Source organism: Anaerolineae bacterium (assembly GCA_016931895.1).
Taxonomy (GTDB): domain Bacteria; phylum Chloroflexota; class Anaerolineae; order 4572-78; family J111; genus JAFGNV01.
The window spans coordinates 1-15,454 of record JAFGDY010000167.1; the positions used below are offsets into that span (position 1 = coordinate 1).

Below are 15,454 nucleotides of genomic sequence, written 5' to 3' on the forward strand. Positions count from 1 at the left end.
CACCGGGGGGAACAACTACTGGCCGAATTGGATTTATCCGCCAAGCGCCACCAACAGGCCCGCACCCTTTCCGGCGGGATGAAGCGGCGGCTCAACCTGCTCATGGCCCTGGTGCATGACCCCGAAATTGTGGTGTTCGATGAGCCGGAAGCCGGGCTTGACCCGCAGAGCCGGGTAAAGGTGCGCGAGTACATCCAATCGCTGGCCCGCCAAAAAACCGTTATCCTTACTACCCACAACATGGACGAAGCCGACCGCGTAGCCGACCGCGTGGCCATTATTGACCACGGCGAATTACTGGTGCTGGATACCCCCGCCGCGCTCAAGCGCCGGGTGGGTGAGGGCGATGTGGTTGAAATTCAGTTGAACGGCCCGCTGGATGCGACCCTGGCCCAACAGGCGCAAGAAAGTCTGGCCCCCCAGGTGGCTGAAGCCGTGGTAGAGGTGGAACGCAAAATGCTCACCGTCCGGGCGCTGAACGCCGTCGGCGCGCTACCGACTATTTTGGCCACGTTGGAAAATGTGGGCCTACCCGCCGGTGAGGTGCGAGTGCGAGAGAACACCCTGGAAGACGTATTCATCCAACTCACCGGGCGGAGGTTGCGCCCATGAAAACACTACTGGTAGCCCGCAAAAGCCTGCTGGAGATTGTGCGCGAGCCAAAACTGCTGGCCCTGGTGGTGTTGACCCCCCTGGCATTTGTGGGTATTCTGGCCGTAGGCTACAACGTGCCCATGCTGGTCACCCATCCCCTATGGGTCAGCCATACCACCCCTGCCGGAGAGGGCCTGCTGGCAGATTTAGAATCGCAGCGTTACGCCGATGGCCGGCCCGTATTTGCCGTGACCCATACCACCGATCCGGCTGCCGCCGAAACCGCGCTCAAATCCGGCGACGTTACGGCCTTGTTAGCCATTGCTGAAACAGATGACGGTCTGAATGTCACCGTGCGCGGCGACCCGCTGAGCCTCCAATTTTACCGGGCCAGCCTTATGTTGGATAACACTTTTTACCGCGCTGCCGACCAACTGGCCAGGCGGCCACAGGTGGTGAAAGTGGTCGAACAGCCTTTGTTCAAGGATGGTCCCCGCTCTGAGTTCGACCTGTACGCGCCGGGCATGATTGTTTTTGCCTTGTTGCTCATCATCCCCCAAACCGCCATGCTGGTGGCCCGCGAAATCCGCTGGCATACGCTGCGCCGCTTGCGCCTGGCCCCTCTCCGTGCCGGGGAACTACTGACCGGCATCGGCCTGGCTCAAATGGCAGTGGCCGTGGTGATGGTCGTTTTGGTCTTCGTTGCTGCCATTCTGATGGGTTACCACAATCAGGGCGAGTTATGGCTGGCGATGGTGGTAGGGCTGGCAATTAGTTTTTCGGCCGTTGGCCTGGGTTTGCTGGTGGCCTGTTTTATTGAAAACGACAGCCAGGCCATCAATTTGGGCAGCATGGTGGCCATGACCCAAGTATTTCTCTCCGGTTCCTTTTACCAACTGCCGCCCATCACCCTCTTTGTGTTGCTGGGACATCAAATTGATCTATTCGATATTTTCCCGGCCAGCCACGGCTTTCTGGCTTTACAGCAGGTTTTAAGTTACGGTGTCGGGCTGAAGGAAATCAGCTTTCGGCTGGCCGCCACCTTGTTTCTATCGCTCCTGTACCTGGCCGGGGGAGTCATTACTTTTCAATGTCTGCAAATGAAGGAGAGGAGTCACTAAAATGAAAAATGGGACGTTACGAAACGGGTTCAGGATGCCGATAATGAGGCAACCTGAACCAAAACCTGGCCCCCTTCCCCGGCGTGCTCTCCACGCCAATGGTTCCCCCATGCATTTCCACAAGTTGTTTGGCTATGGCCAAGCCCAGTCCCGCTCCCCCCTCTGAGCGAGTACGTGATTTTTCGCTGCGCCAGAAGCGGTCAAATAGATGGGGCAAGTCGGCTTCTGGGATGCCGGGGCCGTTGTCGCTCACGCTCAGGGTGACGCTGTTTTCCACTTGCTGCACCGCCAGTTTGATCTGTCCTCCCTCGGCCGGAATGTAACGCAGAGCGTTGCTCAATAGGTTGCCGATAACCTGCCCGATGCGCTGCGGGTCGGCGTTGATAGTTGGCAGATCAGAGTCAAATTCCGTAATCAACGAGATGCCCTTGTCCGCAGCTTCGGCCTCAAACAGGCTGGCTGTGTTTTCTGCAATCTCGCCCAGGTTGATCTCGCGGCAGTCCAACGATAATTGTCGCGTTTCGGCCAGGGTGAGCAAACGCAAGTCTTCCACCAAATTGTCCAGTACGTAAACCTCTTCCAGGGCCGGGGCAATTTGGTCCTCTTTCAAGGGATAAACCCCGTCCAAAATCCCCTCCAACCGACCCCGCATAATGGTCAGCGGAGTGCGTAATTCGTGGGCAATATCGGCCAGCATGTTGCGGCGTTCGCGGTCGTTGCGCTCCAGGGAGTCGGCCATCTGGTTAAAGGAATCGCTCAAACTGCGCAGGTCGCTGGGGCCACCCACTTGCACGCGGGCGGACAGGTTGCCCGAGGCCACCTCTTGGGCCGTGGCAATTACGTCGGCCAGCGGCGTAACCACCCGCCGCATGAGCAATAAACCGATAATCAGGGTGAGGACACCGGCGAAGCATGTAACCAACACCGCCCCCGGCAGCAAGCCCAAAAAGACAAAGATTGGTTTGAGGGGTAGTTCTTTAACATAGGCTAACGTTCCAACCTGGTCTCCGTTGAACTGAACCGGGTAAAGTTTCTCTTTATTGCCGGGGATGTAAATCTGCCCAACCCGTTCGGTGCCGATGTACCCGCGATCAATCAACACCCGGTTGGTTTCATCGAGCAGTAGAACATCTTCCCATTCATCGGCAAAACTGGCCTGGATTCCTGCGTTGGTTTCTAGCGAAAGCGCTTCTACACCCTCCCAACTGCCATAGGCGATATAGTAAGCTTGCAACGAACCAAGCAAGGTGGTTGGGGCAAACGGACCGCTTGACAAGGGGGCATTGCTGATAAATAAAGTGAGCAGAACCAGCAGCAAGACAACAGTGATGGTCACCACTACCCCAAAAGCCAGCGTCAACAGCCAAAACAGACGGCGGCGGATTTGGCGGATTGAGTGGAGATGATCATTTTGGTCAGACATAGGATGTTGTTCCAAGAAGTTAGGTGATTTGTGGCAATTATTGCGTATTTCGGATTACGTGGAATGATTTACGAAATACGTGGTACGGAATAGGAAAACGATTCAACTGCGTTACCCTTGTTCGGCAAATTTATATCCCACCCCATGCACGGTGATGATGTATTTGGGGCTGCCGTTCTCCGGTTCAATTTTGCGGCGCAGATTGCGCACATGAGAGTCTATCGCTCTCTCGTAGCTTTCAAAAGAAACCCCGCGCGTAGCCGTGAGCAGTTGAGCGCGAGAAAAAATGCGCCCCGGCTGGCCGGCCAGCGTGGCCAGAATTTCGAATTCGGTGGGGGTGAGCGTGACTTCTTTATTTGGCAAGATGGCTTTGTAGCGGGCGCGGTCCAGGGTGAGGTCGGCCACGCGAATAATTTCGGGGGTGACGGTGTCACCCCTGGCCCGGCGCAGCACAGCGCGCGCGCGGGCCACCAACTCGCGGGGGCTGAAAGGTTTGGTGATGTAATCGTCCGCGCCCAGTTCAAGCCCCACCAGTTTGTCGGTTTCTTCCACGCGGGCGGTGAGCATAATGATGGGGATGTTTTTGAGCAGTGGGTCTTGCCGCAAATGGCGGCACACGTCCAGGCCGTCCATGCCCGGCAGCATCAGGTCGAGCACCATCAAATCGGGCCGGTCACGGCGGACGGCGGCCAGTCCCAGTGGGCCGGTTTCAACGCTTATCACCTGAAAACCGGCCGCAGTCAGGTAGTCGCGGCAAATCTGCACGATTTTGGGTTCGTCATCAACAATGAGGATGGTTTTAGTCATGATCCTTTGTTTCCAAACACATAAATAAATCGCTCACTGCCAAAACCACTAATAAGCAGCCGTTCTTTGCGATTGCTTAGATATTGCTGCGTCCAATCGGTGAAGCCGCCGTCGCCGATCAGATAATTCTCGCCGGAGGTATCACGGATATAGATTTGAAAAACGGCGCTTTCGTAATATCCCCTGCCGCTTTCTCGATTTTGGTCAAAGGCAAAGTTGATCGGCGGATATTTGGTCGCCAGTTTTTCCAAAACTTCTGTTTTGATGATCTCATATCGTTTTTCGTCAAAAGCGGTCAAATAAGTGTTGACTTCAGCCACGGCAAAACCCCGTTTTTTACACGCCTCTATGAGCCGCGCGTAAAATTCAATGTGTTCAACCAACGATTGGGTTTCAAACTGATAATTTCTTTCTTCCTGGCCGGCGGTGCAGAGCGCCAGCACCCTAAAGTGGGCAAACGAGGCCGGGGCGTCAAACGGCTGGGCGCGCAGCAAACGCTGGCTGGCGCAGAGTTTAACTCTTTCTTTAGACCACAGATTCCGTTTGCTCATCTCCCGCCGCCGGCGCGCGCATTCCAGGGCCATCACGTTGGTGGAGTCGGAGCAAACTTCGGTGTTGCGAATGGTGGTGACGGCATTGTTTTGATCTACCGTAGCCACCACCGAATTGCTGCCCAGCGGCGTCACCGGCGAAAGCTCAACCACTTCAACATCCGGCGGCAGCAACGAGTAGGCCAGCCGCTCAAACTCGATCATTTTCTGCGGCTTGACCGCCGCCAGTTGCACAAAACGATTTTGCTCAAATTGCGTCAATACCTCGCGGGGTGTTAATCGCCGGGCGCGTCGGCGGTAAACTTCCAACAACAACGATTGTAAATCCGACGCGTTCAAGCCAGACAACACGTCCAATAAATTTGGGCTGTTTGTTTCTCGCAAAATCCGGGCAATGATTTTGTTAGGCATGCCATATCCTCTGGGGAATCATTTGCCGTTGATTGTAACGCCGCTTCTCTTTTAGACGCAAATGTCGGTCTCTATTCAGGCCCGCCTACCTTCTCAAAACGCCGCCGACTTTCAACAGCAGTCACACCTTGAATCTACAAGGCAACTCGCTTGACCTGTTTAAGCCAATATTCTTTTTCCCCTCCGCAGGACAATCTTAACCCTCTCCCAATTGCGAGCCAGGTGAATCCCCGCCAGAATCGTGCTGATGTAGCCGGCGTAATTGTGAAAAATAAGCATAGGCAGATTCAATACGTCCATCACCAATCCGGTGAGCGCTGCGTAAAGGCCGCACAAAACCATAATGATGATGATGAGGTAATCCAGGTTCTTGCTTTGCATTGTTATCAACTCCTATCACCTCAATATGCTATGCATTTAACAACACCGGAGCTAGATTGCCAGCCCAGGCTTTAATGGTTTTCCAGTCGCGGTAATCACCTTCGGTAACCTGTCCCCCCGCTGTAAAAGGCCACACCACGCGATAAGCAAAGGATAATTTACTGAAGTCCAGTTTCCCTGCAAAAAGACCCACATCCACTGGTTGCACTTCCGACACTTGCCGGCGCACCGGGTCCAAAAAACTTGCTACCTTGGGGCGGAGATTGTCTGCATCAGGCGCGGCCAGGGTCAAGCAGCTTAAAAAGTAGGCTACGGGCATCTGGCTCAACGCATTTCGGTGTGTCTCCACAAACGCGATTGCTTCAGGTAACCACGCGCTGGCGTGGATGGGACTACCCACGACGACGGCCCGGTAAGAGCTGAGGTCACTAATGTCTTGCACCGGGCGCACCTCCACCGCTGTCCCCGCCTCACACAACACCTGTCCAATAGCCTCAGCTATCTCACCGGTGGATCCGGCCTCGCTAGCGTAGGCGATCAATATTCCGTCGCCGCCGTTTTCTGCCTGGCCGCAGTTCGATTCGATAAATTCTACTGCCGGTTGGCGGGCGGCGAAGAACCCCGCACCGGCACAGGCCAGCGCCGTTGCGCCAACTACGCCTGCTCCCCGTATCAAAAATTGCCGCCGGGTGATTTTGTTTTTACTCATTTTTATTTTCCCCTTGTCTATCGAGTCGTTTTTCACAAATACTTTAAGTTTGTGATTTGACACCATTCTAGCAATCAATTGTCAAAAATTTGTGAAGATGATGGGGAGGAATGTGGAAGGCTCAAATTTGTCAATTAATAAGGGCGTTCAAAAAAAAGAAGTCACCCCTTTTGGAGGGTGACTTCTTTCCTCCTTGATGGTATACTGACCGCAAGATGGATTATGTTGATTTTGGAAAGACCGGATTGAGCGTGTCGCGTCTCTCTATTGGCACAGGCACGCATGGTTGGGGTGGTCGTTCAGAGCAGTCGGCTTTGGGCGTGAACAAACTGGCCAGCTTGCTGCGGCTGGCTTACGAGCACGGCGTCAATTTTTGGGATACGGCCGATGGGTATGGCACACATCGGCATATTGCCCAGGCGCTACGGGGTCTACCCCGCGATAAAGTGGTCATTGCCACCAAAACTTTGGCCCGAAGCGCCAAAGCGGCAACGTTGGACGTTGAACGTTTTCTCAAGGAATTGAATACCGATGTGCTCGATATTTTGCTCCTGCATTTTGTAACGCAGGCTGACTGGCCACGTAAATATGCCGGCGTTATGGACGCGCTTTCGCAGGCCAGGGAGCAGGGTAAAGTGCGGGCGGTGGGCGTTTCTTGTCATGGCCTGGGCGCGTTGGAGGCGGCGGCGCAAACAGAGTGGGCCGAAGTTGTGCTGGCCCGCATCAATCGGACCGGGGTGAATATGGACGCAACCCCAACCAAGGTTGACCCCTTCATTGAGCGGCTATATATGGTCGGCAAAGCGGTATACGGGATGAAAGTGCTGGGCTGTGGCCAACTGGCCGGGAACGCTCGCGCCGCGATTCAGTACGTTTTTCAGCTTGGTACGGTCTATGCTGTCACCATTGGTACCAGCCAACCTGAACAACTCTACGAAAACCAGAGACTGGTTGAGGAATTTGCTCCCCGGTACCCCCTGCACCCATTACCGTAGCAACCAGAGCCTTTTTAATCAGTTCGAGGTGGAATGAACAAACGAGAAAAACACAAACAGGATTTGATTGAATTATTGGACCAGATTCTTGAAACTGGCGAGGCTACCCCCCTCAGAAATTATATTGCGGCCAACAGCAACAATCTGCCCGGGCCACGGGGGAATTTGGAATTGGCGCAAGCGTGGGGAGAGGTGGTGGAAGCTTATGCCGGGCCAGCGACGGTTAAACTGTGGAACTTGTGCGTTGAAATGGCCAACATCTCGGCTGACGAGGCGCCCGTGAATGACCCCAAAGAGCTGATCCCCTTTTGTGGCGCGGTTGGTGTCGGCGCAATCGGTTCAGTTTTGCCGGAATTTTTTGACCGGGCCATCACCACCTTGAAAAACTTGGCCAATGATTCAAGGTGGCGCATGCGGGAAGCCGTGCCGATGGGTTTGACCAAGTTACTGACCGGCCGCAGCCGGGATACTTTGCAAACCCTGGCCGCCTGGACTGTTGAGGGCAGTTTGCTCGAGCTGAGGGCCGTTGCGGCCGGGGTGGCTGAACCGGCCCTCTTAAAAAACGACGAGATTGCCGCTACGGCTTTAGAACTGCACCAAAATATCTTCAAGCGGGTGCTCAAAATTGAGCCGCGCAAAACCGAGGATTTTAGAATATTAAAAAAGGCGCTGGGTTATACCCTGAGCGTGGTGGTCAAGGCGAGTCCGCAGCCAGGGTTTACCTACATGGCTCAACTTGTTGACACCCAGGATAAGGATATACAGTGGATCGTCAAGGAGAATTTAAAGAAGAATAGACTCGTTAAAAATTTTCCCAAAGAAGTGGCTACAATCAAGCGCCAACTAAAGTGAAACAAACATAAAAACAAGAGCGCCAAGGCGTTGCTTTGGCGCTCTTGTTTATTTCTCAAAAAATTTATACTCATGCATCCGATTAAAACTTGACTTTCAAGGCAATATGTTGTAAATTATTGAATGTTATTTATGTACCAATGTACCAAAATGGACGGAGCAAACTATGACCACCTCACAAACAGAGTCGCCAAGAATCAAAGTTGAGCGGGTGCAAACGGGCGTGCGCATTGAAAAACGCATGCTCAAAGTGCTTAAAGCTCTGGCGGAATATCTGGATATGTCTTTGGGGGATCTGCTAGAAGGCATTGTGTTACATGCCTTTGAGGGTAAGTGTGCCTTTGAGGAGGATTTGTTACAACGCATTGCCACGCTGAAAGAAGTTTACGAGATGGATTATGATGCGACCGCCAGCCATCATATGACAGAATAAACTGATTTTGCAGTAAAACTAAAAACTGTTGAGTCAAGCGGAGTGATTTTTGTCGATCACTTCGCTTTATTTATTGAAAGGATTCTTTCATGAAATCAAAACTTCTATCCAAAAATATGTCTGTCTTTGCCGTCATCTGGCTGGGCCAAACGGTGTCGCAAATTGGCTCCGGCCTGACCGGCTTTGCCCTGGGGGTGTGGGTTTATCAAACCACTGGCTCGGCCACGCAGTTTGCGCTCATTGCCGTGTGTACGGCCTTGCCCCGCATTGTGCTGTCGCCGCTGGCCGGAGCGTTGGTGGACCGTTGGGACCGGCGCTGGGCTATGATCATCGGCGACAGCGGCGCGGCGCTGGGCACGCTGGCAATTGCGCTGTTATTTTTTGCCAATCAACTTGATGTCTGGCACATTTATTTGGCCACCGCCTTTAGTTCTGCTTTTAGCACCCTGCAATGGCCGGCCTATGCCGCTATTGTGCCGCTGCTGGTGTCTAAAGAGAAACTGGGACGGGCGAATGGATTGATGCAATTTGGGCGAGCGGCCTCGGAAATACTTGCCCCCGCTCTGGCCGGGGTGCTGGTGTTGGCCATTCAAATACAGGGCGTCATTCTCATTGACGTGGGCACCTTTATTTTTGCGGTGACCACTTTGTTGTTGGTGCGGGTGCCCTGCCCTCCAACAACGGCTCAAGAAAAATCTCACCAGGGATTGCTTTGGCACGATATTGTCTACGGTTGGAAGTATCTTGCTGCACGTCCGGGTTTGATGGGTCTGCTCGTCTTTTTGGCCTTGGTCAATTTCTTTTGGGGCATGTTGGCCGTACTCATCACGCCGCTAGTGCTGAGTTTCACCTCTGCTGATGCGTTGGGCGTCATCATTTCGGTGGCCGGGCTAGGGATGCTGGCCGGCAGTCTCTTGATGACAGTTTGGGGCGGGCCTAAACGGCGTATTTATGGGGTGCTGGGCTTTGAGTTGTTCAGCGCCCTCAGTTTTGTGCTGATGGGCCTGCGACCTTGGGCCTGGCTGATTGCGCTGGGTGCATTTACGGCTCATTTGGCTATTGCCATCATTTTTGCCTGTAATCAGGCTTTGTGGCAAAGTAAGATTGCGCCGGAGGTACAAGGGCGGGTGTTTGCCATCCAACAAATGGTTGCTCACGCCATGATGCCGCTTGCTTTTCTTCTGGCCGGTCCGTTGGCCGATTACCTGTTCAATCCCTTGCTCGTTTCAGACGGGGTGTTGGCCGGCTCTGTGGGGCCTTTCATCGGCATTGGGCCGGGCCGGGGGATAGCTTTGTTATTGGTGGTAGTGGGTTTGATTAAGTTTGGCGTAGTCTGGGGCGGTTTTTTGAACCCGCACCTTCGTTTAGTGGAAGATGAACTGACCGATACCCTGCCTGATCAACAGACGGCGGCGGTGACAATCTGAATCTATCTCGGGGGAGATTTTTAAAGGATTTTAACAATTTTTTAGCTTTGTCTTAATTTGGTCTTTAATTGTTGTTAAAGTATAACTCCTAAAATAATAGTGAGCTTTACCTCAAGCTTCATCTCAAGTGAACTTTATCTCATTTGTAACAATCTATTTTTTAAGGAAAGAAAATGCCTTTTTTCAACGCCTTCCCTCAAAAAACAAAAGTCTGGCTTTTTAGCTGGTATGGTTCTGAAGAAATTCTGGCCCAGTGGATTTCCAATTTGGTTAGCCCGCCGGTGGTCGGCATCCTCACGGCCATTGCCTTTATCTTCTATACTGTCCCCAATCCCCTCCAGGTCTGTTCCTGGTTGGCCTGGGGACTACCCTTGATCTGCCTGCCTCCGCTGGCCTATGTATTGTGGTTGATACATAGGGGTGAATTGGCCGACATCCATATGCCTGACCGTCGTTCCCGGCTGAAGCCATTGGGCCTGATGGTGGTTTGGGGAGGGGTTTGTCTTTTTTTGCTGCGTTATTGGGGCGCGCCCCCGGCCCTTATTCCCATTCTGTTGACCACATGGGTATATATGGCCGCCCTGAGCGCTATCACCCTATTCTGGAAGATCAGTTTTCACAGCACCACTATCTCGGCTGCAGCCAGTGTGGGAATTGTGGCCAGCGGGCTGACCGGCTGGTCTATGGTGGCGATGCTGCTTGTGCCGGTGGTGGGCTGGGCCAGGGTTTACCTCCACCGGCATACACTGGGGCAGGTCATTGCCGGCTGTCTGACCGGTACGAGTATAGGATTGCTTTTGTTGATTTCATAAAGTTAAAGATACAGGTAAAGCCTGGTTGGATCAGGGGCTAAACAATTGACTAAGCCAAAGCTTTTGGCGCAGAAAACGGGCCAAACGAGCCATAGGGGTGATATAGGCTGTTTGTTCTAAATCTGCGATAACTTGTTCGTCGGAGACCTGCCCCAGGCCATGTTTTTGCTCTTCTAACATAGCCCGGCGTGACACAAACCAAAGATAAAGATCGGCGATGGTATGGTTGGGAAAGTAATCCAACAACCGGCGTTTTTGGATCAGATTCGCCACGGGCAGATAAACCGTATCGTACCAACTGGCCACAGCCTCTTCATCAGATATTTTGCTGCTGGTTTCTGTTTCCTTAAGATATTTGTGTACGGCAATATGGTCTTTAACCAAATGATAGTAGCCTGCTTCGGTAAAGTAAATGTTATGCTCTGGTCGAATCTGATCCAACTGTGTTTGCGCTAAAAAATCAGTCTGTTCTTCAATTAAGGATAGATTCCCCAGGTCTAGTCCAGGCTGGAAAAGACTCACCAGCCGTTTAAAGGGATTGGCGGCCTCTTTTTCTAATTCCTCAACCAATACTTCATCAGAAACATTGCCTAACTCTTTTGCTTCTTGTTCAAGCGTAGCCCGGTGCAGAACAAGCCAGGCATACAGGTCGGCTTCGGTTCGGCCTGGAAAATACTTCAATATCTCTCGTTCCCGAATGAGTTGCACTACAGGCAAATAGACGTTATGGTACCAACTGGTCACAGCCTCTTCATCAGTAAATTCGCGGCCACATTCGGTTTCTTTTAGATACTTGTGAAACGTGATGTGTTTTTTGACCAGCCGGTAACGGCCCGGCTCGGTGAATTCAATATTGTGGCCGGGTTGAAGTTTATCCAGTTGTGTTTCTGCCAAAAATTGAGCGCGTTCCCCTTTGAGCAGAATGTCATCTAACTCATCCTGGTGGTCAATAGGCACGGGGGTTTTATATTCTATCACATAAGCTTCAATGGTTTTGGCCCCATGGGCCCGGGCCACCGAAACCCGGTGATTGCCATCGCGCACAAAATAAACATCGCCTACTTGATACACTTCAATGGGCGGCGTCCCCACCATGTCGTGCGTAACGGCGTCAACCCGCCGCCAGCGGTCCGCAGAACGATCATTTTTGGGCAAAAAAGTGCGGGTGAAATCTCGATAACGCCCCACGCTACCCACAATTTTATCCAATTCTATTTCTTGCAAACCTTGATAAGAAGAATCTTGCAATCTCAAACCCTGTCTAACTTCCTCAAAAGAAAGCAGGTCGTTTGGACGGCCGGTGAAAAAGTTAAGGGCTTCTTCAATAAAGGCTCGCCGGCGAGCTGCGTTGAATTCGATACTTGTTTGATGGGGTAATCCACTATCCATATCTGCCTCCCCTCATAGTTTTCTTGTCTCAGACAAGAAGCAAATTTCTCAAAACATAAAGAAGGTGCTTTTCTCCCCAGAAAAGCACCTTTGCTCATTGAAGATTCAATGAAAATATTATTCGCTCAAATGGCCGGTAGCGGGCCGGCGCCAGGTTTGGGGGCAAGGGGCAGCATCGACCTTTGCCAGGGATAAACGATGTAACGATTGGTGATAGCGCCATAATAATCGGGACCGGTATCTCGAAATAGGTTATCAATTTCCCGGTAATGCAACACCGCTGTTTCGCATGCGCAGCCTACCGCGGCTAACCGGCCTTTAACCGTCATAATTGACCGGCCGTTGCCCCAGATGTCGTCAACCACTAAAATGCGCCGGTCAATCAACAATGTATCCGAGGGAAACTGCATAAACGTGGGCCAGGCCAGCTTTCGGTCAACGTCGTCGGGAAAATAAACTGCCGCCGTTAAAACGTGTTGAATTTGCAGCGCCTCACTTAAAATCCCCCCCGGAATCAAGCCGCCCCGGGTAATCATCAGCAAACCGTCAAACTCGCCTCTAAATTGAGGGATAAGGTGATCAATCAATTTGTCTACATTTGCCCAACTTAGAATCTCACGTTCTAAATCAGGTTCGGGCCGATTTTCCAGCGGTAACATGATTACGAATAGCTCTTTAGTATGTTGCCTGACCAAAATTAAAACCAACGCCACGTTATTTTAGTCTGTTTTGACCTGGTGTCAATGATGGTGGCGGCGGCTTTTCTAAGGCCAGGGGTCGGTTGGGTTGAACGGCTGAATGGCCAATCACTGGAGCCAAATTTGTTGGGTTTTGCTAAAAATTCACTTTTGACACCGATGAGTGAAACCCAACTCCATTTTGCAGCACCAACTTTCCATTACTCAACCTGCTTGATCCTCATTAGCCACCTCTTTGTGGATGATTCCATCCAGCAAATAAATGGTTCTATCGGCAAAATTAGCCATGCGGGGATCGTGGGTGACAAAGATAACGGTTTTGCCCTGCTCCTGGTTGAGTTGGCGAATGAGGCGCATCACCTCAAAGCCGGTTTCCGAATCCAGGTCGCCGGTGATTTCATCGCCGATGATAATGGGCGGGTCGTTGGCCAGAGCGCGGGCAACGGCTACGCGCTGCTGCTGGCCGCCGGAAAGTTCGCTGGGATAATGATTCATGCGGTCGGCCAGCCCCACCTGTTCTAGCAAGGTGGCCGTTCGCGTTTTGCGAGCCTTGCGCCGGAAGCGGCCGGCCAACACCATCGGCGCTTCAACATTTTCAAAGGCGGTAAAGTTATTGAGCAGGTTAAAGGTTTGAAAGATAAAGCCCAGTTTTTCCAGCCGCAGCCGGGCCACCTGCTCTTCCTTCATTGAGACCACATTTTTCCCGTCAATAATAATGTGCCCCCGGCCCGGTTCGTCCAACCCGCCCAGTAAATTGAGCAGCGTGGTTTTGCCAGAGCCGCTTGGCCCCATCAAACACAGCATTTCCCCTTGCCCCACCGCAATGGTGACGCCGCGCAAAGCGGGCACGGCCTCTTTGCCCATCAAGTAACTCTTATGTACGTTATCAACTTGAATGATCGGTTCGGTCATAGGTAAGTTTTAAAGTCCCCACAAGAGAGTGATAAAAATGGGTGTGGCTACAGCCAAAATCAAATTCAGCGGCAAGCCAACTTTGGTAAAGTCTAAAAATTTGTAGCCGCCAGGTCCGTAAACCATTGTATTGGTTTGATACCCTACCGGCGTGGCAAAACTATTAGAGGCGGCAAACATAATAGCCAAAATAAAGGCCGTTGGATTTAGCCCTAACGCCTTGGCGGTGGCCGCGCCTACGGGCACCAGCACCACCACGGTGGCGTTGTTGGAAATCAACTCGGTCATAATGGAAGTAGTGAGGTAAAAAATAATCAAAACAATGAGGGGCGGAACGTAATGGGCAGATTGGGCGGCCAGGCTGGCAATCAATTGCGTGCCCCCGGTTTCTTGCAGGGCCAGCCCCAGGGGAATGACTCCGGCCAGGAGAAAAATAACATCCCACCGCACCGATTCATGCAGTTCATTTACTTTAAGACAGCCGGTTAACACCATCAATACGCAGCCGGCAATGGCTGTTATCAAAATTGGCACGCCCAATGCCGCTACCAACACCACTCCCGCTACAATGGCCAACGCAACAGGGATTTTCCCAATCCGAAAATCTTCTTCCTGCACTTCCTCGGTGGCTATAAAACCGGGTTCGCGTTTGATCTGTTCCAGGGCCTCTTTAGTGCCGCGCAGCAGCAGAGTGTCGCCAAATTCAAATTTCACCTTGCTCAACCGTTCCCGAATAAGTTGCCCCTGCTTGCGGATAGCAATGACCGTACAGTTGTAATGATGGCGAAAATTGGTGGTGCTTAGCGTGCCCCCAATCAGGTCGCAATTGGGGCCAATGACCACTTCCATCAGACTCCGTCTATCGCTTTCCAGTCGGTCATCCAGGCGGATGTCAGAGGCAATCGCCAGACCCTCAATATCTAAAATCTTTAAAAGTTGCCCGGTATTGGCTTTAATAAACAAGATGTCGCCGGCTTGCAGCACCTTTTGGCCTAAAGGGTGGGGCAGTTTCTGACCATTTCTGAACACCTCAAACACGTGAACGTCAAATTGTTCCCGCAACCGACTCTCAACGACTTTCTGGCCCACCAAAGGAGAACCTTCCAAAACAACGGCCTCAGATAAATACTCTTGCACGTGATAACTCTCTTCAAATTTTTGTTCGCCGCCTCGCCTGGGCAACAACCTATGGCCAATCAGCAAAATATACAATCCGCCGGTGATAAAGATGAGCAAGCCAATGGCGGAGAACTCAAACATCCCAAATGCGCCATATCCCTCTTGAGCCGAGAGCGCGCTGGCCAAAACGTTGGTTGACGTGCCAATGAGGGTTATCACGCCCGCCAGTTGAGAAAAGTACGAAAGCGGAATGAGCAATTTTGAAGGAGCGCGGTTGTGCTCGCGGGCCAGGGTGATGACCGATGGTATTAGAATGGCTACTGCCGCTGTATTGTTAATAAAGGCCGAAATAGGCCCCACAATTAATGCTATGGTCAATAACTGTCTCAACTCGCTATTACCGGCCAAACGTACCAGCCGATGCGTCAACAGGTTGATCATGCCCGTGCGGTAAATACCGCCGCTGAGAATGAACATGGCCAGAACCGTGATGGTGGCCGGATTACTGAAGCCGGAAATAGCCGCTTCCGGTTTAACACCCAGAATTGGGCCTAGCACCAATACCAGGGCCATTAGCGTAAAGGCCACAAAATCTATGGGGAAGAGATCCAGGGCAAAAACCACCAAAGTCCCAATCAAAAGGGTGAAGGCCAGGACCATTGCGAGGGTCAAACTCTCCTCCTCATACCTGCCACATAATTATGAAACATCATCGTTGATGATTCCGGGCAAACGGTTCATCACACAAATGCACCCTTATGGAAAAATGAGGGGAATGAGCAAATGGATGATGTTGGCGCTAATCTTCTCCACGGCAAAA

The 15,454-nt window shown here is 52.1% G+C and carries 16 protein-coding genes; 7 read left to right on the top strand and 9 right to left on the bottom strand.

Features of this window, described 5'->3' with window-relative positions; genetic code table 11:
- Positions 1-612: ABC transporter ATP-binding protein (locus tag JW953_12780; protein ID MBN1993567.1), on the top strand; the 612-nt coding region annotated here is incomplete at its 5' end.
- A complete protein-coding gene (locus tag JW953_12785) occupies positions 609-1,715 on the top strand; it encodes an ABC transporter permease (GenBank protein ID MBN1993568.1) in 1,107 nt (368 codons plus the stop codon). The genes JW953_12780 and JW953_12785, both read left to right, overlap by 4 nt.
- Before the next feature lie 16 nt (positions 1,716-1,731).
- Here the strand turns inward: JW953_12785 and JW953_12790 are convergent, their stop codons facing one another.
- The 5 genes from JW953_12790 to JW953_12810 all read right to left on the bottom strand — a co-directional run bounded on the left by JW953_12790 (position 1,732) and on the right by JW953_12810 (position 5,997).
- Positions 1,732-3,138 (bottom strand): HAMP domain-containing histidine kinase, encoded by a 1,407-nt coding sequence (locus JW953_12790; GenBank protein ID MBN1993569.1) that lies wholly within the window; start codon positions 3,136-3,138, stop codon positions 1,732-1,734.
- 111 nt (positions 3,139-3,249) lie between these two features.
- Positions 3,250-3,945, bottom strand: a complete 696-nt coding sequence (locus tag JW953_12795; protein MBN1993570.1) for a response regulator transcription factor — start codon at positions 3,943-3,945, stop codon at positions 3,250-3,252.
- A complete protein-coding gene (locus tag JW953_12800) occupies positions 3,942-4,907 on the bottom strand; it encodes a hypothetical protein (protein MBN1993571.1) in 966 nt (321 codons plus the stop codon). Before JW953_12800 ends, JW953_12795 begins: the two co-directional genes overlap by 4 nt.
- A 159-nt stretch (positions 4,908-5,066) precedes the next feature.
- Positions 5,067-5,288 carry a hypothetical protein gene (locus tag JW953_12805; protein MBN1993572.1) on the bottom strand — a complete coding sequence of 74 codons (222 nt, stop codon included), beginning with the start codon at positions 5,286-5,288 and terminating at the stop codon, positions 5,067-5,069.
- Positions 5,289-5,316: 28 nt separating this feature from the next.
- Entirely contained in the window at positions 5,317-5,997 is a 681-nt protein-coding gene (locus JW953_12810) for a flavodoxin domain-containing protein (protein ID MBN1993573.1), read from the bottom strand.
- A gap of 245 nt (positions 5,998-6,242) precedes the next feature.
- Here JW953_12810 and JW953_12815 point away from each other — a divergent pair, with 245 nt between their 5' ends.
- From JW953_12815 to JW953_12835, 5 genes are all read left to right on the top strand, one after another.
- Positions 6,243-6,992 carry an aldo/keto reductase gene (locus tag JW953_12815; protein MBN1993574.1) on the top strand — a complete coding sequence of 250 codons (750 nt, stop codon included), beginning with the start codon at positions 6,243-6,245 and terminating at the stop codon, positions 6,990-6,992.
- 33 nt (positions 6,993-7,025) lie between these two features.
- Entirely contained in the window at positions 7,026-7,844 is an 819-nt protein-coding gene (locus JW953_12820) for a hypothetical protein (protein ID MBN1993575.1), read from the top strand.
- A gap of 166 nt (positions 7,845-8,010) precedes the next feature.
- Positions 8,011-8,277, top strand: coding sequence for a hypothetical protein (locus JW953_12825; protein ID MBN1993576.1), 267 nt, complete (start codon positions 8,011-8,013; stop codon positions 8,275-8,277).
- Between the two features lie 116 nt (positions 8,278-8,393).
- Positions 8,394-9,704 carry an MFS transporter gene (locus JW953_12830; GenBank protein MBN1993577.1) on the top strand — a complete coding sequence of 437 codons (1,311 nt, stop codon included), beginning with the start codon at positions 8,394-8,396 and terminating at the stop codon, positions 9,702-9,704.
- Between the two features lie 173 nt (positions 9,705-9,877).
- On the top strand, positions 9,878-10,516 hold the full coding sequence (locus tag JW953_12835; protein MBN1993578.1) for a hypothetical protein: 639 nt from the start codon (positions 9,878-9,880) through the stop codon (positions 10,514-10,516).
- 30 nt (positions 10,517-10,546) lie between these two features.
- On the opposite strand, the gene JW953_12840 is transcribed toward JW953_12835, so the two are convergent.
- The 4 genes from JW953_12840 to JW953_12855 all read right to left on the bottom strand — a co-directional run bounded on the left by JW953_12840 (position 10,547) and on the right by JW953_12855 (position 15,306).
- Positions 10,547-11,905, bottom strand: a complete 1,359-nt coding sequence (locus JW953_12840; GenBank protein MBN1993579.1) for a hypothetical protein — start codon at positions 11,903-11,905, stop codon at positions 10,547-10,549.
- 125 nt (positions 11,906-12,030) lie between these two features.
- On the bottom strand, positions 12,031-12,564 hold the full coding sequence (locus JW953_12845) for a phosphoribosyltransferase (GenBank protein ID MBN1993580.1): 534 nt from the start codon (positions 12,562-12,564) through the stop codon (positions 12,031-12,033).
- Between the two features lie 243 nt (positions 12,565-12,807).
- Positions 12,808-13,515 (bottom strand): ABC transporter ATP-binding protein, encoded by a 708-nt coding sequence (locus tag JW953_12850; protein ID MBN1993581.1) that lies wholly within the window; start codon positions 13,513-13,515, stop codon positions 12,808-12,810.
- 9 nt (positions 13,516-13,524) lie between these two features.
- Positions 13,525-15,306, bottom strand: a complete 1,782-nt coding sequence (locus JW953_12855; protein MBN1993582.1) for an SLC13 family permease — start codon at positions 15,304-15,306, stop codon at positions 13,525-13,527.
- Between the last annotated feature and the right edge of the window lie 148 nt (positions 15,307-15,454).